17 protein-coding genes are annotated in these 21,999 nt (G+C 60.2%); 14 read left to right on the top strand and 3 right to left on the bottom strand.

Translation table 11 applies throughout. The features are described from left to right. Positions 1 to 13 precede the first annotated feature (13 nt). The 12 genes from ACRRQW_RS06680 (at position 14) to ACRRQW_RS06625 (ending at position 15,120) form a co-directional block, all read left to right on the top strand. Complete coding sequence (locus ACRRQW_RS06680) at positions 14 to 1,378, top strand: DUF2092 domain-containing protein (protein WP_438480493.1); 1,365 nt, start codon at positions 14 to 16, stop codon at positions 1,376 to 1,378. A 69-nt stretch (positions 1,379 to 1,447) separates the two neighbouring features. Next, positions 1,448 to 2,437, top strand: coding sequence for an AAA family ATPase (locus ACRRQW_RS06675; protein ID WP_438480492.1), 990 nt, complete (start codon positions 1,448 to 1,450; stop codon positions 2,435 to 2,437). A gap of 49 nt (positions 2,438 to 2,486) precedes the next feature. Continuing rightward, positions 2,487 to 3,371, top strand: coding sequence for a DUF58 domain-containing protein (locus tag ACRRQW_RS06670; protein ID WP_438480491.1), 885 nt, complete (start codon positions 2,487 to 2,489; stop codon positions 3,369 to 3,371). Then, complete coding sequence (locus tag ACRRQW_RS06665; RefSeq protein WP_438480490.1) at positions 3,368 to 3,892, top strand: hypothetical protein; 525 nt, start codon at positions 3,368 to 3,370, stop codon at positions 3,890 to 3,892. Before ACRRQW_RS06670 ends, ACRRQW_RS06665 begins: the two co-directional genes overlap by 4 nt. Next, positions 3,889 to 4,854, top strand: a complete 966-nt coding sequence (locus ACRRQW_RS06660) for a vWA domain-containing protein (protein ID WP_438480489.1) — start codon at positions 3,889 to 3,891, stop codon at positions 4,852 to 4,854. The genes ACRRQW_RS06665 and ACRRQW_RS06660 overlap by 4 nt, the downstream gene beginning before the upstream one ends. Further along, positions 4,851 to 7,409: a VWA domain-containing protein gene (locus ACRRQW_RS06655; protein ID WP_438480488.1), complete on the top strand. Its 2,559-nt coding sequence runs from the start codon at positions 4,851 to 4,853 to the stop codon at positions 7,407 to 7,409. The genes ACRRQW_RS06660 and ACRRQW_RS06655 overlap by 4 nt, the downstream gene beginning before the upstream one ends. A 4-nt stretch (positions 7,410 to 7,413) precedes the next feature. Then, a complete protein-coding gene (locus ACRRQW_RS06650; protein WP_438480487.1) occupies positions 7,414 to 7,716 on the top strand; it encodes a hypothetical protein in 303 nt (100 codons plus the stop codon). Next, positions 7,713 to 8,837: a TlpA family protein disulfide reductase gene (locus tag ACRRQW_RS06645; RefSeq protein WP_438480486.1), complete on the top strand. Its 1,125-nt coding sequence runs from the start codon at positions 7,713 to 7,715 to the stop codon at positions 8,835 to 8,837. The genes ACRRQW_RS06650 and ACRRQW_RS06645 overlap by 4 nt, the downstream gene beginning before the upstream one ends. Positions 8,838 to 9,030: 193 nt before the next feature. Then, positions 9,031 to 9,630: an RNA polymerase sigma factor gene (locus tag ACRRQW_RS06640; RefSeq protein ID WP_438480485.1), complete on the top strand. Its 600-nt coding sequence runs from the start codon at positions 9,031 to 9,033 to the stop codon at positions 9,628 to 9,630. 9 nt (positions 9,631 to 9,639) lie between these two features. Further along, positions 9,640 to 10,521, top strand: coding sequence for a FecR family protein (locus tag ACRRQW_RS06635; protein WP_438480484.1), 882 nt, complete (start codon positions 9,640 to 9,642; stop codon positions 10,519 to 10,521). 146 nt (positions 10,522 to 10,667) lie between these two features. Next, positions 10,668 to 14,114, top strand: a complete 3,447-nt coding sequence (locus tag ACRRQW_RS06630; protein ID WP_438480483.1) for a TonB-dependent receptor domain-containing protein — start codon at positions 10,668 to 10,670, stop codon at positions 14,112 to 14,114. Between the two features lie 301 nt (positions 14,115 to 14,415). Then, entirely contained in the window at positions 14,416 to 15,120 is a 705-nt protein-coding gene (locus ACRRQW_RS06625) for a response regulator (RefSeq protein ID WP_438480482.1), read from the top strand. 55 nt (positions 15,121 to 15,175) lie between these two features. Here ACRRQW_RS06625 and ACRRQW_RS06620 read toward each other — a convergent pair whose 3' ends face one another. Together ACRRQW_RS06620 and ACRRQW_RS06615 are read right to left on the bottom strand one after the other, a co-directional pair. Then, positions 15,176 to 19,171 carry an ATP-binding protein gene (locus ACRRQW_RS06620; RefSeq protein WP_438480481.1) on the bottom strand — a complete coding sequence of 1,332 codons (3,996 nt, stop codon included), beginning with the start codon at positions 19,169 to 19,171 and terminating at the stop codon, positions 15,176 to 15,178. Between the two features lie 228 nt (positions 19,172 to 19,399). Continuing rightward, complete coding sequence (locus ACRRQW_RS06615) at positions 19,400 to 20,305, bottom strand: YitT family protein (protein ID WP_438480480.1); 906 nt, start codon at positions 20,303 to 20,305, stop codon at positions 19,400 to 19,402. A 137-nt stretch (positions 20,306 to 20,442) separates the two neighbouring features. Between ACRRQW_RS06615 and ACRRQW_RS06610 the strand changes: the two genes are divergently transcribed. Beyond that, positions 20,443 to 20,607, top strand: coding sequence for a hypothetical protein (locus tag ACRRQW_RS06610; protein ID WP_438480479.1), 165 nt, complete (start codon positions 20,443 to 20,445; stop codon positions 20,605 to 20,607). Further along, the gene (locus ACRRQW_RS06605; RefSeq protein WP_438480478.1) at positions 20,604 to 20,945 is read left to right on the top strand and encodes a helix-turn-helix transcriptional regulator; all 342 of its coding nucleotides are present in this window, start codon (positions 20,604 to 20,606) and stop codon (positions 20,943 to 20,945) included. The genes ACRRQW_RS06610 and ACRRQW_RS06605 overlap by 4 nt, the downstream gene beginning before the upstream one ends. Before the next feature lie 166 nt (positions 20,946 to 21,111). Here the strand turns inward: ACRRQW_RS06605 and ACRRQW_RS06600 are convergent, their stop codons facing one another. After that, positions 21,112 to 21,987 (bottom strand): SMP-30/gluconolactonase/LRE family protein, encoded by an 876-nt coding sequence (locus tag ACRRQW_RS06600; protein ID WP_438480477.1) that lies wholly within the window; start codon positions 21,985 to 21,987, stop codon positions 21,112 to 21,114. Positions 21,988 to 21,999 lie beyond the last annotated feature (12 nt).

The raw sequence follows: 21,999 nt of genomic DNA, 5'->3' as shown, positions 1-21,999 counted from the left end.
ACGGATCAACCCGATGAATATCGACACCTTTAAACTCTCCCGCGTGATGCCCTTGCGCGTCCTCTGCCTGCTCTCGCTGCTCACCGTGAGCGTTCATCTCGGAGCTCAGGAAAAAACCACCATCGCCGATGACGCCGAAGCCAAGGCGAAGGAAGAGAAAGAAACGCTCGCGCGCCAGGATCCGCAAGCCCGGGCCTTGCTCGACGCAGCGAAAGCGAAATTGAAAAGCCTCAAATCGCTCGTCGCGGATTATGAGTCCACACGCGGTGCTTCGACGAAAAATTTCGATAAGCAAGGCGAGGTTTCGCTCGAGCGTCCCAACAAATTCCGCATCGAGGCGGTCGGCGGGGCTGTGGTCGAAGAACGAACGTTGCGCGCGGTGAGCGATGGCCAGCTCGTGACAACAATTAACGAATACAATTTCGCCGCCTTCGAAAAACCGGTGCGCGCGGAGAATTTTTTTCTCGGACAAAATTTCCTCGTGCAGTTCTTCTTCGACCCACGCGGCATCGCCTTCGATCCGACGGATGGTTTGTGGGGCCGCGCCATCAGCATGTTCGACACGAACATGTCGGCTTACGACAAGGACACGAAGTTGATCCTGCTCGGCGACCGCACGCTGGAAGGCCGCAAATATCAGGTCGTGGAAATCAAATACAACACCGCGCGGACTGACATCCGTCAGCAGATCTACATCGGCGAAGACAAACTCGTTTACCAAGTGGATACGTATTTCGACGGGATGATCTACTCCCAGAAATACCGCAACTTTCGCGTCGACGGTGCGATCACGGCCGAAACGTGGAAGCGCGAGAAACCGGAAAAAATGCCGATGATCGCGACTGACCCGGTGCGCATGGGCGCGGAAGCGCCGGACTTTGCGCTGCCCGGCCACGACGGCGGCGAGTTCACCCTCAAGGGTCTGCTCGAAGGCAAGAAAGGTCTCTATGTCTGCGTGCTCGATGGCGAAGCCGCGAAAGCCGCCGGCAATGCCGATGTGCACCTGCCGCAGATGCGCGTGTTGCAGGAGATGAAAGACAAATATGAAAAACAGGGCCTCGCGATCGTCTGCATCGTCGGCGGCACCGGCATCACCCCCGATCTGAAAGACGAGATGATGCTCAACTGGATGCCCGACGTGACGCGTTTTAATTATCCGATCGCGATCGATATCGATTTGGAAAAAGGCATTCAGGGCAGCGCGTTTCACAACTTCCAGTTGAACGGTCGCAACAACCTGCTGCTCGATGGCAAGGGCCGCGTCGTTTTCGCCGCGAGCAATTTCACCAACAAGGTCAACCAACTGGCCTTCTACCAGGCGCTCGCGCAGATCGGGTTTACCGTTTCCGCCGCCGAGTTGGAAAGCGCCGCCCGCTGATTTCAGCCGATCATGAACACTCTTCTCAATCCGCGTGCCGGCGCGCCTTCCCGGACCAAATCATCCGCCATGCATGTTCCCTCCGAAGCGATCACCCATGAAATCAACCGAGCGGTGGAAAAAATCCATCGTGTCCGCGCGGAGATGGGCAAGGTGCTCGTCGGCCAGCCGCATCTCGTCGAGCGCCTGCTCATCGGTTTGCTGACCAATGGGCACGTGTTGCTCGAAGGCGTGCCCGGCCTCGCGAAAACCACGGCCGTCAAGGCGCTTGCCGCCACCATGAAGGCGAAGTTCCAGCGCATCCAGTTTACGCCGGATCTGCTGCCGGCCGATCTTATCGGCAACCTCATCTACAATCCGCAGAAAGCCGACTACACGACGAAGCTCGGGCCACTGTTCGCGAACATCGTGCTCGCCGACGAAATCAACCGTGCCCCCGCGAAAGTGCAGAGCGCGCTGCTCGAAGCGATGCAGGAGCATCAGGTGACGATCGGTGAAAAAACCTATCGCCTGCCTGAACCGTTCCTGGTGCTCGCGACGGAAAACCCGGTGGACCAAGAAGGCACCTACCCGCTGCCGGAGGCGCAGGTGGATCGCTTCATGTTGAAAGTGCTCGTGGATTATCCCACCGCCGAAGAAGAGAAAATCATCCTTCGCCGCATGGCGCGGAGTCATCCGAAAACCGATTTGGACGCCATCATGACCGCCGACGAAGTCCTCGCGATGCGAGAGCTGATGGACTCGGTCTACCTCGATGAAGAAGTTGAAGACTACATCGTGCGCCTCGTCATGGCCACGCGATCGTTGGCGAAACACGTGCCGGAACTCGACGGCATGGTGCGCTTCGGCGCCTCGCCGCGCGCGACCATCAATCTCGCGCTCGCCGCGAAAGGCTTCGCGTTCATGCAGGGCCGCGCGTTCGTCACCCCCAATGATGTGAAGAGCATCGCGCCGGATGTGTTGCGCCACCGCATCATCACGACGTTCGAAGCCGAGGCGGAGGAAGTCACCTCCGATGCGATCATCAAAAAACTCCTCGCGACAATCACGGTGCCGTAACCCCGGCACCAGGTAGGGGCGGTTATCCGTCACCGCCCGACCGCAACTCATGATTCCCAAAAAATATCTGCAAAACATCCGTCGCTTGGAAATCCGCACCAAGCGCCTCGCCGAGGATTATCTCTCGGGCGCCTACCGGTCTGTGTTCAAGGGGCGCGGTTTGGATTTCGAGGATGTGCGCGCGTATTCAGCCGGCGACGATGTGCGGTTCATCGATTGGAATGTCACGGCGCGCATGCAGACGCCCTACGTGCGAGAGTTTCAAGAAGAGCGCGAACTCAGCGTAGTGATTGCGGTGGATATCAGCGCGTCGGGGAAAATGAACACCGCAGCGCAAACCAAGCGCGAACTCGCCGCGGAGGTCGCGGCCTGTCTCGCCTTCAGTGCCACGAGCAATGGCGACAAGGTGGGCCTGCTGCTTTTCAGCGACCGGGTGGAAACTTATTTGCCGCCGGCGAAGGGCCGGATGCAGGCGCTGCGCATCATTCGTGACGTGCTGTATCAGCCGGCGAAAAGTCCGCGCACGTCGCTGCGCCACGCGTTGGGGTTTCTCAGTCATGTGCAGACGAAGCGCGCAATCGTGTTTCTGATCTCGGATTTTTTGGATGAAGGGTTTGATCGCATCCTGAAGGCGACCGCGCACCGACATGATCTCATTCCGATTTTGGTGGCGGATCCTCGGGAGCAAACGCTGCCCGATGCGGGATGGATTATCGTGCGGGATGTCGAGACCAGCGAATTAGTCGAGGTCGACACCGGCAATCCCACGATTCGCACCGCGTTCGCCGAAGCCGCGCGCGCGCGGGTGGATGCCTTGCGCCATGGATTCCGGCGCAGCGGCACCGACCTGATCGAGTTGAAAACCGGCGAACCGTATTTGAAGCCGTTGCAACATTACATGGAGAAACGTTTGAGCCAGCCGTTGTCCGCATGAACCCACCGGCATCAGTCAAATTGCAGGAAGACCTGACGTTGCTCTCGCGAATCGACGCCGGGGCCGCGGAGGCGGCGGCTTTTCCCTGGGGCTATGCAGTCGCTGGAGCGGCGGTTCTCCTGCTCGTGGTTGCGTGGGCTTGGTGGCGACGGGCGAAGGTCGGGGTGAATCGCGAACTGGTGACGCGGCGCGCGGCGGATGTGGCCGTGGAGGAGATCAAGCGCTGGTTGACCTTGCCGGACGGCGTGGAAGTGCGGCGCGCCGTGGGTGAAGTGTCCGCGGCCCTGCGCCGTTACCTCGAAGCGCGTTATGCGATTCACGCGCCCACGCTGACGACGGAGGAATTCTGGCGCGAGCAAGCGGCGCGGGCTGCGCTGGCGGTGGAGCACGCGGCGCCGCTGGCCGGATTTACGGCGACCTCGGATCTGATCAAATACGCGGGCGCAGTGCCGACGCGCGAGCAATTCGAAGCGCTGGCGCAGTCTGCGCTGGGCTTTGTGCGGGAGACGCGTTTGCCATGAGCGATCTGTTTTCCCGGGTGGGCACGTTTGAATTCGCAGAGCCGTGGTGGTTGGGGCTGTTGCCGCTGCTGTGGTTGCTCAAACGGCCGGTTCAAGAACACCCGCGGACAGCGCTGGAATATTCCTCGGTGGCATTGTTGAAAAATTGCGGCGCCGCCGTGCCGGTCGCGCCAAGGCGCTCGCTGTGGTGGTTGCGCGTGCTGGCGACGGCGCTGATCGTTTTCGCACTGGCTCGACCAAGAATCGAAAAGGGCGCGGATGAACAGAAGACGGAAGGCATCGACGTCATGCTCGTGCTTGATGCGTCGCGCTCGATGGATTCGAAGGATTTCGATTTCGAAGGGAAAAAAGTGAGCCGTCGCGATGCGCTGTTTACGGTGCTGGAGCAGTTCATTGCCAAGCGCACCCAGGATCGCATCGGCGTGATCGGGTTTGCGGAGAAGCCATTTCTCGTGAGCCCGTTGACCATCGATCATTCATGGATGATCGGGGCGATGGCGGAGATGAAAACTTCGCTCGGCACCGCGATCGGCTCCGGCGTGGAAGCGGCGGTGGATTTGCTGCGGCGGAGTGAAAGCACCAACAATGTCATCATCGTTGTCACGGATGGTTTAAATACGAGTGGCACGGATCCGCTTGAAAGCGCGCGGCTGGCGCGGCGTTTCGGCATGCGGCTTTATACCATCGGGGTCGTCAGCTATCAGGAAATGAAGAGCGGCGGACTCGACGCCGTGACGTTGCACCAGATGGCGCGGTTAACCGGCGGGCAATTTTTCCAGGCGGCCGATGGTGCGGCGCTCGAGGCAATTTATCAACAGATCGACCAGATCGAAAGGCAGGCTTTTCGGCAGCCCAAGCTGCAATTGTTTTCGGAACTGTTCGCGTGGTTTGCGCTGCCCGCGTTCGGACTCGTGCTGGTCGACACGGTGCTACGCGGGGGAAGAAGGACACGTTTGCCATGAGATTTTTAATTCCAGGCTGGTTGTGGTTGGTGCCGGTCATCCTGCTAGCGGCTTCGGCGGCATGGCTGTGGACGGCCCGTGATTTGCGGCGCCGCCTGGCGCTGTTTGGGGAGAGTGCGATCCGCGTGCGCACGCACGGGGCGCAGGGACAAATTCTCGCTGCCACGTTATTGTTGCTCGCGTTGACCCTCGCGCTGGCGCGGCCACTGGGCTCGCTGTCACCGCAGGCGGCGCAACGCCAGGGCGTGAATCTGTTGATCGCGCTCGATGGCTCACGCAGCATGCTGGCTGAGGACGTAAAGCCCAACCGGTTTGCTTTCGCGCAGGCGGGCATCGACGACTTACTTCAAAGACTCTCGGGCGATCGCGCGGGATTGTTGTTGTTTGCGGGGCAGGCCACCGTGGTGTCGCCGCTGACATTCGACACGATTTCGCTGAAGCTGATCAACCGTTCGCTCGATCCCGAGTGGGTGGGCAAGGGCGGATCGTCGTTGAGCGAAGTCATCGCACGTGCCTCGGAATTTTTTCGCAACCGGCCCGCGCAATCCCGGGTGCTGGTAATTTTCAGCGACGGCGAGGAAACGGACGGCGACGCCGTGATCGCGGCGCAGCAAGCTTTCCGGCGCGACGGGCTGCGGGTGTTCACGGTGGGCGTAGGCTCGCCGGAGGGCGCGCCAATTCCCCGCGTGGAGCGCAACCTCCGGCGCGAGCCCGTGCGGATGGGCCTGGTGCGCGATGCGCAGGGCGAAGAAGTGCGCACGCGGATCGAGGAATCGGTGCTACGCGCCATCGCCGAGAATGCGGGCGGTGTGTATGTGAATTTGCAGCAGACCGCCGGCAGCCTGGAGCAACTCGTGCAGGTCTCGCTGCAACCGCTCGCTGCGCCGATGGAGGACGCGCCGCTCACCGACTACCGTGAATGGTTTCAACTGCCGCTAGCGTTGGCGCTGGCGGGATTGCTGGGCGGTGCGCTTTGGACCGGCGCGGCTCGCAGGCGAGTTTCCGCGAATGCCGCAATGATGGTGGTTGGGGTGCTGGGAATTTTTTCCGCGCCGCGTGCGCAGGCGGACGTGACGGAAGCGCAGCGTCTGATTGAGCGCGGCGATGGCGCCGGCGCGTTTGCGGTGTTACAGGCCGAATTGTTGAAAACACCCGACGATTTGCTGGCGCGTTATAACTACGCGCTGGGTGCTTATGTCGCCGGGAAGTTCACGACGGCGGCGGAGGCGTTCGAGAAATTGGCGACCTCGGCCGAACCCGAAGTGGAAGTGCGCAGCCGCGTGCAGTGGGGCAACAGCCTTTACCGGCTTGGCCTGGAGATGCAGGCCACCAATCCGGAGGGCGCGTCGGCCAATTGGGAAAAAGCGCTCGACGCTTACCGCAAGGCCGCGGAGAGCCCGCTGGCCAACGCCAACTACGCAAAAACGCGGGTCGACTTGCTCTCGTTGTTGAATCGGCTCGCTACGGAAAAAATGACCGAGGGCGACGCGGCGGCGCGGATGTCGCGCGACAAAGGTGTGCCCGCGTGGCGCGAGGCGATCCGGCATCTCGACAAGGCGTTGAAGATTGCGGAGAGCGAGACCGAGGCCACGGCGTTTGCGCGGGACCGTCTCGCCACCGTCGACCGGATTTATCAGGCGTATTTCCTGGGCGCCGCCGACAAGCAACGCCGGGCGGAATTGCAAAAAGAGTCCGCGCTGGAGCGGGCCATCGAATTGTTGGGTGAAGCGGTGGATGAATACACCGAGGCGATCGCGGTGCGGCCGAATGACGACGCTGCGCTGTCGGCGCAGGCGGCGGCCAAGGCGTTGCTCAATCCGTGGCGCGTCGAGTTTGGCGATCGTTTGCACGAGGAAGGAAACCAAGTGGCGGCAGTGTCGCTGGCCGATGCCATTTCAGTTTGGGGCAAAGCGGACCAGCAATACGGCAAGGTGCTGGCCGAAGTGCCGGGAGATCCCGGTGCCTTGGCGGGACAAAAGAAAAACCATCGCGCGTTGCATGCCGGTTATGTGGCCCTTGGCGATCAACAGGTGACGCGAGCGCGTGAACCGGGATTGTCGGCGGAGGATCGCGATGCACTGCTCGAACAAGCCTTGGGCAGCTATCAGGCCGCGCTGGCGTTTGAGCCAGCGGATGAAGCCACGCGCGAAAAATTGATGACGGTCGGACGTGATCTCGCCGGAGTGTTCGTGGCGCGCGGTCAACAGGAGTTGGCCGACGCGAAGACGCGGGCGGAGAAAAACATCCCCGAGGCCATCGCGGGACTGGAACGTGCCATCCAGAGTTTTGGCAAAGCCCTGCGTTTCGTGCCGGACCATGCCGAGGCAAAACTCGGCAAGAAAGAGGCTGAGGATCTTTTGAAGAAGCTCCGCGATCTCGATGCACGTGAGCAACGCAAGGTGTTGGGCGAGGGCAAAGACATGAAGGATCCGAAGGAAATGGAAGACCCCGGCGACCTCGCGCTTAAACTGCTCGATTTCGACAACCAACAACTCGCATCGAAGAAACAGCAAAACTTCACGGCACCGGAAAACAAACCGGTGAAGGATTGGTGAGCCCATGAAACCTGCATTTTTGATCGATGGAAAAATCCCGGTGGGAGAATCGACACGCTTGAGCGCACCGTCGGCGGGTTTCGACAAAGTCCAGCTTGCTGGCGAGGAAAGCCACGGTGGACGAGAGGCGTCATCGCCGAAAGCTCCCTGGACGCCACCGCAATCCGGTGGGACGGACATCACTTTCGTGACGCTGGATTACTTCGTCGCGCTGAGCATGCCGCGCGACGACGGCCTCGTGGCTGCTTTTTTTCCTGATCTGGGATTCACGACAGCTTCACAAAATCATTTTCAAACACACTTATGAAATCATCGTTGATTGCTTTCTTGTTTGGGTTCGTTTGCTCAACCGTCGGAGGATTTGCCCAAGGCGCAGAATCCCCGACCGCGCCCGTCGGTGCTGATCCGGCGTGGGAAGAAATCCAGCGACTGCTGGAACCGCTCCCCAATCCCCGCCCGAAGACCCAGGCAGAATACCTGAAATGGAATGAGACGCGCCTGCGCAGTTTGCACACGGCGGCGCTCGGTTACTACACGACCGAGCAGGGCGCACGGCGGTGGGAGGCGGCTACGGTGGCCTTGCGTTATCAACCGGCGTTTATCGCGAGCTACGCGCCCGCGTTCGATCAACAGCCGATTGCCGAAAACATGGCGGTTGACGTCAGCGCGCGTCAGGAATGGGAGGCCGCGCGCCGTCGTTTGATTACGGAAATTTTCGCCGCGGAGGATGCATCGATCGCCGCGAAAGAGCAGGCGGCGGTGACGGAACTCAAGACTCGCCTAGAAGGCACGCCGCCGCCGTCGATCGAGGAAGTCGGCACCGAAGTGTTGCGGCTTGCCGCCACTTATCCCGAAGGCGAACAGGTGTATTATCAGGTGCTTTCGGTTTTGCGCCGGATGGAGCGCATGAAACCAGAGTCGGCGCTCGGTATCTGGCAGGAATTGCTCTCGAGCAAACATGAACGGCTTCGTCAGAATGCCGAAGGCGTGATGCGAGTAAATGTCGGCCGCACGCAGCCGGTGGATCTGAAGTTTACGGCGCTGGATGGCACTGTGGTCGACCTCGAGCAACTGCGCGGGAAAGTGGTGTTGATCGATTTCTGGGCAATGTGGTGCGGGCCGTGTATCGCAGAACTGCCTAATATCAAAAAAGTCTACGCGGACTATCATGCGCGCGGGTTTGAGATCGTCGGCATATCGCTCGACGGCCCGACGGACGGGGAGCGGTTAAAAAAATTCCTGGAGAAAAACGAGATGCCTTGGCCGCAACATTTCGACGGGAAAAACTGGAAGACGCCGTTGGCGATCCATTACGCGGTGAACTCGATTCCCTCGATGCTGCTGCTCAACAAGGAAGGTCTGATCGTCTCGACGAGTGCCCGGGGCCCGGCGCTCGAAACCTTGGTGAAGCAGCATCTCGGGTTGTGAGCGCAGCGGTGCGCTCGCTGGCACCACGGATCCATTTCCTGCGTTCGGCAGGTCATAGTAGAATACAGTGTGTCGTGTTGACCGGGCGGCGCTTTCGAGTGCCGCCCGGTTTCGTCATGGGCAAAATTCATCAAAGAGCCGGATGGCGGCGAAGGAAACTGGCCTGTCGGCTGCTACCAGCGCCTTTTCCGCTTTGAGCTCGTCTTCCGCCCAGCCCATTCCCGTATCCGATGCCGCGATCGCGCCTGCAAAGGGACGGGAGTTTTCACTCCAAAACCGCACGCGCTGGTTTACCGAAAATGTCCATGCGCACGACGGCCAGCTGAAGGCCTGGTTGACCGGCACGTTTCCCGCCGCGCGACCCGAGGTGGACGACATGGTGCAGGAATCCTACTTGCGGATTTGGAAAGTGCGGGCGGCCCGCCCGATCGAGTCGGCGAAATCATTTTTGTTCACCGTCGCCCGGCATCTGGTGCTCGATCACTTGCGCCGGCAGCGGGTGAGTCCGGTGGTGGCGGTCGAAAATCTCGAACTACTGGCGGTCGCATCCGACCGGCCGTTGATCGCGGATGTCCTCTCGCGCGAGGAGAAACTGCGGCTGCTCGCGGCGGCGATCGTCGAATTGCCGGCCCGCACCCGCGAAGTGATTATCCTGCATAAAATCGAAGCGCTGTCGCAAGCCGCGGTGGCGACGCGCCTGGAATTAAGTCCCAAGACCGTGGAGAATCTGGTCGGACGCGGCGTGCAGCGCTGCCGTGAATACCTGCGGCGAAATGGCATTGAACATTTCTAAGCGACGCGCGTGAAAACATCCTCGGTCATTTCCACGAAAATTCCTGTCGGACGCCACGACCCGCTGGAATGGGCGCATCGAACGGGCGAGTCGGCCGCGTTGTTGAAGGAAATCAAAGCGCAATTGCGCGTGAAAAAACGCCAACGCGTTCGCGTTGTGACTAGCGCCGCCGCGGCTGCGTGCCTGGCGTTTGTGTTGTTATGGGTGGTGCCGTGGTGGCGGCACACGGCGGTGATGGCTACGGTCGCGGGTCAGCGCGAGCACGTGATGTTGGCCGATGGTTCCCAGGTGGAACTCAACGCGCAGACGGAATTGCACGCCGATTTACGTTATGGCCGGCGCACCGTGCGACTGGTGCGAGGTGAAGCCTTTTTCAGTGTGGCGACCGATGCCGCGCATCCGTTTCTCGTCGAGACTCCGCACGGAACCGTGCGCGTGACGGGCACGCGGTTCAATGTGCGCTTGGGCGCCGGACAGTTGCCGGAAGTCAGTTTGCTGGAAGGCGCGGTGGAGATTCAGCGCGCGAAAGAAAGCGATCAGCGATCGGAAGAGGTTGCACCAAGCGTCGTGCGCCTGACTCCGGGAGAACAGTTTTCGACGGTTGCGGGGAGCGGCGAAGTGCGGACGCTTTCGCCGCTCGAAATCGAAAGACTGACCGCCTGGCGGCAGGGCAGGATTGTGCTCGAGGGCAGAACGCTCGGCGACGCGCTGGCGGCGTTTGCCGCTCATCATGGAACGTCAATCGACGTTTCGCCTGTGGTGGCCAACTTGAAGATGGGCGGGGTTTATCCGCTGGACGACTTGAACGACTTCCTTGGTTCGCTCGAAGAAGCCCTGCCGGTGAAAGTGTGGCGCGACGGACAAAGTGGATTCCGCGTGGCGCCGCGCTGAGACCGACAGATAAATTTACAGCAGAAAACCAAGGCAACGAACACGCGGTGGACGAAGATCGGGTTGGAAAAAAACTCTTTGCGCGCCGTTCGAAAATTCACGTCGATTTTTGTGAGGGGTTGAGCAACTGAGTTCGTTACGATGGCATGACCACACTGCGCACTCTTCTCAGTTCGTTTGATTTTTTCATGGCCGGCCGCCGCGCGCCCGGCTTCGCCTTGGGCTTTTTTTTGGCGATGACGGCAGTGCTCGCGGCGGCGCCGATGAATTTCGATATCGCGGCCCAGCCTGCGACGAGTGCGCTGCCGTTGTTCATCACGCAATCGGGCGCGCAGGTGATGTATGGCCATGAGGAAGTCGCGAAAGTGCCGACCCACGCTGTCACGGGCGTTTACGAACCGAAGGCCGCGTTGGCACTATTGTTAAAGAATACCGGCCTCCGTTTTACCGAACGCGGCGACGGCCTGTTCGTCGTCAAGCACGTCGGAGCCGAGGAGAATGCACGCGGCACCGTGCGTGGCACAGTGGTGAGACCGGAGCTCGGTTCCTCCGGAAACATTCGGATTCTCGTGCGCGAGACCGGCCAGCAAGTGGTGACGGATCGCCGCGGGGATTTTGTTTTGGCGAATGTCGACGCCGGCATCTACACACTGATCGCGAGCGCGGAAGGGTTACAGACGATGCACATCACCGATGTTATCGTGCGCGCCGGTCGCGAATTGGTGCTCAGTCGCGAAACGATGCGCAAAGCCAGCGACGTGACCGAACTCGAACCCTTCATCGTGCGCGGTCGCGCGGATGAAGTCACCGAACTCGATAAATACATCGTCGAAGGCCGGAGGGAAAAACCATTCACCGCTGGCAACATGGACATCCCACGCACGATCAACGATGCGCAGCCGTATTATATTTTCGATGCAAAGACGATCGATCAAAGCGGCGCGGCGAACGTGGAAGATTTTTTGAAGCAGCGGCTAACGATGAATACGCTGGCGGATACAAACAGTCAGGGCTCCTCCAATTTCCGGGGAAATACTAGCTCGGTGAACTTGCGGGGCTTGGGCACTGACAAGACGCTGATTCTCGTCAACGGGCGGCGCGTGGCGGGCGTGAATGTCGAAGGCACCGATTTTCAAGCGGACCTTAACGGTGTTCCGCTGAGTGCCATCGAGCGCATTGAAGTGCTGCCGACCTCGGCCTCGGGGATCTATGGCGGCGGCGCGATCGGCGGGGTGGTGAATGTGATTTTGAAAAATAATTACGCGGGCGGAGAGCTCCAGTTGGGCTACGACAATACGTGGGACACAGATTCTCCGCGGCGGACGGCGTCGTTGCTTTACGGTTTCGCGCTGGAAGGTGGCCGGACGCAGGTGATGCTCAACGCGAGTTATTCGGACACCGCTGCGTTGTTGAAAGGCGACCGTCGCGAGTTGTATGCGCGCGGCCTGGCGCGGATTATGAAAAACGATCCGACAGCGATTTACTCCGCGACAAGTCCCTTCATGGGCGCGGTGCCCAATATCGCCGCCGTAAGTTCGACGCGAGTAACTAACCTTCAATTCAAAGACGGCAGTTATCTGGGCGCGGCCATCACCTATGTGCCGGCGGGAACCCGCCCAGACCTGACGGCAGCCGAATTGAAAGCCGCTCTGTTGAAGAATGCCGGAACTTACAATTTGGAGCCAGCCGACACGACGCAGTCGTATGGATTGCGCACCATCTACGGTTCTGTGCCGACCACGCGCGCCTTCAGCGCTTCGATTCGTCGAGAGATGACGAAGACCTTGGAATTGACTCTCGGCCTGGGGCGCAACGAGAACGAGTCGACCCGCATTTATAATCCGATCAGCGGATTTACGGTGGCGGCCGACCATCCCTATAATCCGTTTACCACGGCGGTGTCGGTGCGCGTCCCCAATCGTCAGGACTCCACCTGGACCACCCAATCGACCACGCAGAGCGTGAATCTTGGGGCCTTGCTCAAGCTGCCGCATGATTGGATGGGGCAGGTCGACTACGCCTGGTCGCGTAACGACTATGACTACCTCTATAATGTGGGGGGGACGATGACGACCCAGGCCTTGGCGGGATTAAATCCGTTTATGGATACGAATCTCTATCCGCTGAATTTCAGTGCCTTCCTCTCGCCTTACATCTGGGACGGGCAGTCGACGCTGAGAGATTTTTCTTTGCGCGGATCGGGTCCGCTTCCGAGTCTGCCGTGGGGGCGGCCTCGTCTGACGTTTGGCCTTGAGCATCGGGTTTCATCGACCCCGGATAGCGTGCGCCACTTGCACGCGGGCACAGGTTCGAATTCAGAAACCAAGCTAACCTATTTTGGCCGAAAAGCGCAGACCGATAGCGTCTATGCCGAGTTGTCGGTGCCACTCCTGAAAGAAAAATACCTCCCGGGTGTGCACTCGTTGGAATTGCAGGTATCCGGCCGCACTGAGCAATTCCGCGTCGATACCGGGACGACCTACCGACAGGATCGCATTGACGGCTCCGTTTTATGGGACGGCCCCACGCTCAATGGCGGGCGCTACCTGTCCAAGGCGACTTACGGATCGGACAACGCTACGGTCGGTTTAAAATATCAACCGGTCGAGGACGTGATTATCCGAGCTTCTTTGAGCAACGCGTTTGTGCCCCCCACGCCGTTTCAGTTAACCGACAATCCATTCGTTAACCCAAATCAGACGCAATACCTCGATCCCAAGCTTAACGAGCGCTACCTCATGTCCACGATCTCGGGCGGGAATCCGAATCTGCGTCCGCAAAATTCGGAGAGCGTCAACGTCGGTGCCATTTGGACTCCAAGCTGGGAAAAATTGAAAGGCCTTCGTTTCAACGCGGAGTATTACAAGATCGAGCAGTTCGACAAAATCGCGACACTTGGCGCCCAAGATATTCTCAATGATGAAAATATTTATCCTGATCGCGTCACGCGCGGAGCGGATGGGCGGGTCACGCTGGTGAATGTCAGCAGTGTTAACTTGTTCAAGTTGGAGACAGAGGGCGTGGATCTGAGCGCGAGCTATCATTGGAAAACCTCGAGAGGCACCTTCGATCTTCAAGGATTGGGAACGGTTATCCTGCACGAGAAGCGCAAGGATGCTTTGACTACTCCGGTTCTCGATTATGTCGGACACGTGGCCAACGGCGGTCCGGGGAAAATCAAAGCGAATGCGACGCTTAATTGGGAACACCGCGGATGGTCGCTTTCATGGAGCAGCCAATATTACGATTCCTACGCGCAGTATGGCATCGCGGGCGGTCCTTATTCCACGCGTTATCAAGGTGGGTTGATTTACGACTACTACATCAAGCAGCAGGGCGCAGAGACGATTCCATCCCAAACTTATCATACCTTCGTGGCCGGGTATAATTTTGGCCACCAGAAGGTGGCCTCCGGTTCGCGACTCGCGTCGATGGCTTCCTGGTTGCTGAACGATTTGAAAGTGCAGGTCGGTGTCCGCAACGTCTTCAACACCTTGCCGCACATCGACATCTATTACACCAATTCCTACACCAGCCCGTATGGCGATCCCCGTTTGCGCACTTACTGGATTAATCTCAAGAAAGCGTTCTGAACCCGCGCACAGGCGGGCGGAGATCGGAGTCGAGTGATTTAGAGCTGGGCCGGAGGGGAACGGTCTCTTTTGGGGAGCGTCGGTCTTCCTGCTGCGGTTCGTGTCTCTGTGGCTCGCGCTGATGGCGTTGGGCAAATTTAACCAAGGCGGGTGCTTGTGCGGAGTTGCCGGCGGGACAGATTCCGCGCGGCGGCGGTTGGCGCGTTTCTCCGGCGATGAAAATTTCCAGGGGAGAAAAGGTGGACCGCTGACGCAACATCCCGGCAGAACCGGCTCCGATGGTATCACCACCAGAATTTTCATGCTCTCAATTGACCGGAAGCCGCCGCGCTACCATTCGTTTCTAATGACCGCGGGCATCAGCATCGTTCTCATCGAGGATCACGCCATCGTGCGTGGGCTCATCGAGCGCGTGGCGGAAGACGCATTTCCCGGAGCGACGGTCAGCGCGGCCCGCGACGGCAAAACCGGCCTCGAACTCTGCCAGCAACACAAACCGCGCCTGGTGTTGCTCGATCTGGAACTGCCCGATGCCGACGGTTTCGAGTTGGTCAGTGAGATCCGCAAAGTTTCGCCGGGAGCACGCATTCTCATTCTGTCTTCGCACACGGAAGATTACATCCTGCACCGCGTGCACCAGGTGGCCGTCGAAGGGTTCATGGATAAAAATGATCCTTCGCCGGAGATGTTGACGGAAGCGCTGCAAGCGGTGGCCTCGGGCGGTCGCTATTTTAGCGCGACGGTCGAAAATGCCTTCGCGCGGTTCCGGGAGGATCCGCTGGCGTTTTCCAAACTGCTTTCCGAGCGCGAACAGGAATTACTGCGTTTACTGGGACAGGGATTGTCGGACGAAAAAATCTCCGAAAAAGTCGGGCTTCGCGAAATCACGGTGCGCAACCATCGGCGAAATATCATGGCCCGCCTCGGCATCCACAGCACGCCGGAGTTGATTCGTTACGCGCTGGAACACGGGTTCGCACGCGCCCGCCTCGGGCCAGGGCGGTAAGGAAAGGGAATTCGCGGCCCGCGCGCGCGCGTTGGACACGGCGCGGCCGCTGAGTTTATTTCGCCGCGAGGTGACGGTGTAAAAGTTCGCGCAGGATGGCAGCTTGCTGGAGCACATCAGCGATCTCGCGTTGGAGCGTGTCCGGAGATTGCCGGGAGACGCGTTCCTGCAGGATTTTGGTGGCTTCGCGCAAAGCATGAAAATGCACGACCGCCGCGTGGGCGCGTAGACGGTGTGTGAAGGCGGCAATTTGCGTGGCATCCTGGTCTTTGATGGCGTGATCCAGCGCTGCGAGTTCGGCGTCGAGCTGCTCCACGTAATCCGTGGCGGCGGCGCGGGCTTGGGTGTCATCGCCGCGACCGAGGTAAGAGAAGATGCTGAAATCCGGTTTGGTCTGATCGACGCTGGCCGCGGGTTTGCCCGTGGTCTGGCGGCGTTCGCGGAGAGAGCGCAACGTGTGCAGGAGCAGTTCTTCGTCGAGTGGTTTGACGAGAAATCCATCCATGCCGGAGGCGAGACAACGTTCGCGAATCTCCTCGGCGTCGTGCGCGGTGACAGCCAGCACGGTCACGGCCGCGCCTTCCGGCTGCGCGCGAATCAGCGGCGCGAGTTCGTCGCCCTTGGCGCCGGGCACATCCCAATCGACGAGCGCGAGATCATAACCGCCGGCTTCAATCGCCACCCGTGCCTCGGAGGCATTCGCGGCTACTTCCACCGTATAATTGAGCCGCTCAAGGATGCTGCGGGCGACGAGTTGATTGTATTGATGATCTTCGATGACGAGCGCGCGCCTGACGACGGGCGAGGCGAGTTCCGGTTCGCCCACGGGTGAGTTTTCGTGGCCGGGCGCAGCCGGTTCCTCTGTCGCGAGCCGCAGGGTGAGTTGTAGGTAGAAGGTGGAACCCTGGCCAGATTTGCTCTCCACGCCCACGCCGCCGCCCATGAGCTTGGCGAGAGCCTGGCAGGTCGCGAGGCCGAGGCCGGCTCCGGGTTCGCGATGAAGTTCGGCGCCGCTGCCCCGGACGAATTTCCGAAAAATTAATTCCTGCTCTTCAGGAGGAATGCCTGGGCCGTGGTCGTGCACTTGAATGGTGAGTTCGGCGTGCTGCGTGGCCGTTTGTTCGACGGTGGCTTCGATTTCGATGGGGGCGCCCGGCGCATATTTAAGCGCGTTGGCGGCGAAATTGGAAACGATCGTGCGGATTTTTTCGGCATCGCCTTGCAGGGCGGGAATTTTTTCCGCGAGTTTGACCGAGATGGAGCAGTGGCGTTGGGCGGCTTCGGCGGCGAAGACTTTGGCAACATCGTCGAGCAGCGGGTGCAGGTGAAAAGCGATTTCGTGGACCGAAATGCGCCCTTCCTCGAGCCGGGCGAAGCCCAGCACTTCGTCGAAGACGCGGCGCAGGCTGCGCGAACACGCGGCCAGCGAGCGGGCGAGATCGCGTTCGCGTGGCGCGAGGTGGGCGTCATTAAGCAGCGTGACGAGGCCGGTGATGCCGTTGAGCGGGTTGCGGATCTCGTGGCTGATGCTCGCGAGGAATTCCATTTTCGCGGAGTTGGCCATGGCGAGTTCGCGCGTGCGTGCGCTGACCATGTGATTCAGCCGCTCGTTTTGGCGACTGAGGTTGCGCAACCGCCATCTCATTCCGAAAGCGATCAGTCCAATCAGCATCAGGCTGTAAGCGAGCCAAGCCGGCCAGCGTAGATACCACGCGTATTCACGACTGAAGGCGTAGGCGATGGTCGGGCCGACATTGCCCATGCGATCCACCGTCCTCACGCGAAATTCATATTGGCCGGCGGCGAGTCCGGCGAAATCCTTGAGGTAATACGTGGAGGCCTGCGACCAGCCCGATTCCAGGCCGACCAGTTGCGTTTGGAAATAAGCCTCGGTGTTGGTCGCCACGCCCAATTCGAAACGCAGGCGCTGCAAATTTGAAGGCAGGGCTTTGCGGGGGGCGTGTAGTGGAAGCCGTTCGGTAATGGAGTTGTCCTCGCCGGTGTTGCTTTTCTTTTTCGCCGCGGGGTTCTTGGTGGGTTTTTCCTTTCCGGGGAGGGTCATGACGATCCCGGAAAGCGTTGGCGTCGGGGGTTTGGCCGCGGGCATGAAGATTTCCGGGCCATATCGACTGAGGATGCGCGTGGATGCGGTCCAGATGGCTGGGTCGGAGGCGCGTTCGGAAGCCAGGAGGAAATCGATCCGCCCGAGGTAATTGGTGCCGTCGTGATTGAGCGGAGTGATTTTCCAGTTTCCGTCGGGATCGAGCGCAATGTCGGCGAGAAAGGCCTGGCGGATCACGGGAGCCTCCATGCGTTCCAGAGACCACACGCAACGCCCGTCCAACATCGGGGCGCTGGCGGCGATCCCGCGAAAATTTTCGAACGCCGGCACGTGCTCGAAGGCGTTGCGGGCCCGATTGAATTGGAGGATATCAACGTCCGTGAATAAAATTACCCGGTCGCCGATTCGGGTGAGAAAGGGGCGTTTGAGTTCCTCCGGGAGTCCGCTGGTGGCGGGAGCGAAAGTTGCGTCCGCGGTCAAACCGCCCGGCGTGACCACAAAGTGACGGAGGCCTTTTTGAGCGGTCGATACCCAGACGGAACCTTCAGTGTCCTCCAGCAGGAAGGCGGGTGAATCGTCGAGCGGCAGGCCCGGCGGCGAAACCGCGTTCTCGTCCAGCACGTAAAGGTTTTTGCCGATGGTGTAGTAAATGCGACCGGGATAAATTCTCGAGGCGAGGGTGTTCATGACATCCCCTTTGACGGTCCGAAGGGTGCGCCAGACGTTTCCGTTCCATTCCCAAATCCCCTCCACGCCACCGGCAACCAGTAGTCCATTGCGCGTGGCGAGCGACCAAACTGGCCCGGGGGTCGTCGGCAACGGCGCCAGGCGCGCGCCACCTTCGGGGCCCATGCCCGGCTGCACCATGAATACACCGCGGCCGGTCGCGATGTAGGTGCTTTCGTTGAGTCGCACGAGTCCGCGAATATTGTTCGCCACTCCGACTTTGCCGTCGGCGGGAGGCACGGTGGTGTAGCGCTGCGGGGGCACGACGCGCGCCCAGCCGATCGCGGTGCCGACCCATAAATCTCCGCGTGGATCTGCCCACATGGAAAACACCTGGTTGTCGCCGAGGGTATTGTCGCCATCGAGACGGGAAATGACCCGCCCTTCGCGCGAAGCGACCAGCACGCCTTTATTCTGGGTGCCGATGGCGAGGTAGCCGTCCGATAAGGCGGTCGCCGTGGTGGGCCGTGAGCCTTTTAGCTCACGTGAAATCTCGGGCAATTGCTGCCATTCGCCGCGATAGCGGATAAACACGGCGCTGCTCGTGCCGACGAGCCAGCCGTCCTGCGAGAGCGAGTAATCGACCTCATTGGGAGTAGCCGGTGGCAACACCCAGATGATCGGTCCCGGCAAAGCCTCGTCAGCCAGGAGCAGGCGCGGCCCATTCCGCGTCACGGAAAAAATTCCCGCGCTTCTTTGATAATACCACAAGCGACCCGGCGAAGGCTGGAGCGGCTGCAGCGCTGAGCGCGTCACGATCGACCAGGTCTGAAACGTTTTTCCGTCCCAGAAATGAACGGCTTTTTCGCCGAGAAAAAACGCGCCTTCGGTTCCGTGGGCGAGCACTGCCTGGATTTCGCCGGGCGAGGGGCGGGCGGGGTTGGCGGTTTTGAAGGCGGCGAGGAGCGAGGAATAAATATACTCACCGGTGTCGTTCTGTGTCAGGTAACCGAGTTCGTTGACGGCCCCGACCCAGATTTTGTTTTCAGAAGCCGCCGACAGCGCACGAAAGCCGCTGGTGACCGGCGCACTCATGATGGGGGCGCGATACACCGATTCTTTGTTAAGGTAGAGCCGGTCTGCCCCGACAATCACTTCCCCGTTGGGCAATCCGCAGAAAGCGAAAACCGCACCATTTCCACCGAGGTCGTTAGTCTGACCGCGTCGCACCACCAATTGGCCTTCATCCTTGTGATCCCAAGCTGGCCCCGGAATGGCGGTGGCCAAACACAAGAGAGCGAGGATGAGCCGTGAGTAACGCATGGGAGTGAAAAGGCGAACGACCGCAGGCAATGAGCGGCTCATTTCAAATCTGATTCCGCCGGACTGCAACCCGTGTGCCAAGGAAAGGAATCAGCTGTGCCGCGACTTGGAAAAGACCCTCCCGTGGGCAAATTTAACCAAGCCCGTCCATGGCCTCCGCGGCGACTGGCGTCTTTTTTTGCTCAGCGTGCTGCGCGCGTGAGTCTGGAGGTTAAGCGCTCGTTGGCTTCAACCATGCGGCGCGAAGCCGTGGCCGAGAACTTCGGTGGCGTCGCTGAGGATGAGAAAAGCGTGGGGATCGATCTCGCGGACGAGCGCTTTCAAACGCACTGACTCTGCGGGGTTCATCACCACCATGAGCAATTCGCGGGGATCACCCGTGTAACCACCGCGGGCTTCGAGGCTCGTGAGTCCGAGCGGGATATCGTGCAACACCGCGGTTCTGATCGCCGCCGCGTGGCTCGACACGATCATCGCGACGCGTGAACGATTCAGCCCGGTCATGACGGAGCGCGCCACCCGGCCGGTGAGAAATGCGCCCACCAAGGCGCAGAGCACTTGATCGGCTGCGAATAGAAAAAATGCCGCGGCGACGACGGTGGCGTCCAGGCAGATCAGGATGTGATCGACGCTCGCGCCGAATTTCCGATGGGCCGTGAGGGCGAGGGCGCTGAATCCACCCACCGAAGCGCCAGCGCGAAGCACCAGCCCAAGGCCGGCGCCAACTCCCGCGGAACCGCACACGGTGGCGAGCAGTATGTTCTGAGTGGGCGAAGTGAAGTCGCGGGTCAGCCACACGAACAGGGGAATCAGCAGGGAGGCGAGGGCGCTTTTCACCACGAAACCCCGGCCCAGCATCCGCCCGCAGAAAAACAGGATCACGGCGTTGACACTCCACTGCGTGAAAGCTGGTTCGAAGTGGAGACTCTTTTCCAGAAGCAAGGAAGCGCCCACGATGCCGCCAGAGGCGATGCCTTGCGGGCGGAGAAATAAATTAAAACTCACGGCGCCGAGCACGGATCCGGCAATCACGAGCAGCAGGGCGGGCAACCCGCGTTGGGTTTGGAGCGCCGCTTTGCGGGCGGCAGGTTTCGGTTTTGGGGAAACGTGGGCGTGCCCGGGAAAATTTTTCATGGGCGAGACGAAACAGTTTCCCGGCCCGAGCAAAAAAGCAGGGTTTGGGCTAAATTCATCAAACGCGGGCGTGGCCGAGGCGCAGTGAATGCAGCGAAGGTGACTCTGCTTTTCACTATGAAACGATCTTTCTGTGCGTGCTTGCTCGGATTTCCAACGTGCTGCGGTTCGATGCGCAGGGTAAATTGCTGCGCGCCGAGCCCACTGCCGATGCTGCTGAACGGGCAGAACTCATCCGCCCAGAAATAAAAGCGGTGACGGTTGCCACGAAGTCCGCAACGCCCGCGAAATCCGCGCCATGAAAATTTGCCGATCTTCCGAAGCTGTGGAGGTTTCAATCACGAGCCGTCAGATACCTGAGAGCATTTTTGAAAACAGAGTCCCGCTTTTGTCTGAACTGAGCGTGGCGGAGCGCCTGGTAGCGGCGCATTTGCTTAATGGGCTTTCGGCCAAGGAAATTGCGACGTCACTTGGTAAATCCATTTCAACCATCAAAAATCAAACCAGCGCCATTTTTCGCAAGACCGGCACCAGCAGTCGCGCACGGTTCACCGCGCTTTATTACCTGCAATGCCATGCGCGCTCCACTGTTTCATCGAGGTTCGGCCCGTCAGCGAGCGTATCGGCGACGTCGAGATAACCTTGGAGTGTTCAGTGCCGGGGAGCCAGGCGGCTTGCATCAAGACCAGTTCGCGTTGCAGAAACTAAAAGCGTTTCAAGATCGCGGCGCTCTCTTTCACCATCAGGCGCGCGCGCGCGTCTGCGCGTAAGTCAGTTGCCGGATAAAAAGTGAGCTGAACCGTTCGTCAGTGCGCGAAGGCGAACGAAGAAACGCCGGTCACGCCGGGATCGAGCGCGAAGAGGGCACCGGCGAGTGGTTCGGCGGCGAGTTGCTCCGCGCTAAGATCGGCGCGCGCCGAGGTGACGAATAGCGTGTCGAGTTTGCTGCCGCCAAATGCGCAGGACGTGATCTGCGACGCGGGCAGCGGGTGCGTGGCGAGCAGGCGACCGTTGATGGGGTTCCACCGGGTGACGGCGGAGCCACCCCACAATGCGATCCACAACATTCCCTCGGCATCGATCGTCATGCCGTCGGGATAGCCGAGCGCGGCGGGGACTTCGATGGCGACGCGTCGGTGGTGCAGCGTGCCGTGGGCCAAATCGTAGTCGAAAGCCGCCACGCAGCGCGTGGGCGTGTCGATGTAATATAAAATGCTGCCGTCCCAGCTCCAAGCGAGGCCGTTGGAAATGGAAACGCCGGTGAGCAACGTCCGCGCATGCCCGCCGGCCTCGAGCGCATACAGCGCTCCGGCGTGGGGCGCGCCGACGAGCGACATCGTGCCGGCGAGGAAACGTCCGGCGGGGTCGCATTTGCCGTCGTTGAAGCGCATCGTGACTGCGTCGTGTCCGGCGGGCGTGACGAGTTCGGAGAGCGCACCGTTCACGGGATCGGAGCGTGCGAAGCCTTCGCGCACGGCGACTTGAAAATCGCCATCGGTGCGCGGCACCGCGGTGCCGACGAGCGAGGGCAGGGTGTGCGCACGATTTTTTCCCGTGGCGGGATCGAAGCGGTTGAGCGTGCCTCCGAGGATATCGACCCAGATCAATTCCTGTTCGCGCCACGACCAAAGCGCGCCTTCGGCGAGGGTGGGCGTGCCAGCAAGGGCGATATCGATATTCATGCGGTTGGAGGA

This window comes from Oleiharenicola lentus (genome assembly GCF_051660365.1).
GTDB classification, from domain to species: domain Bacteria; phylum Verrucomicrobiota; class Verrucomicrobiia; order Opitutales; family Opitutaceae; genus Lacunisphaera; species Lacunisphaera lenta_A.
The sequence above is the reverse complement of the archived record's forward strand: the minus strand, read 5'-3'. Positions and strand labels throughout refer to the sequence as shown.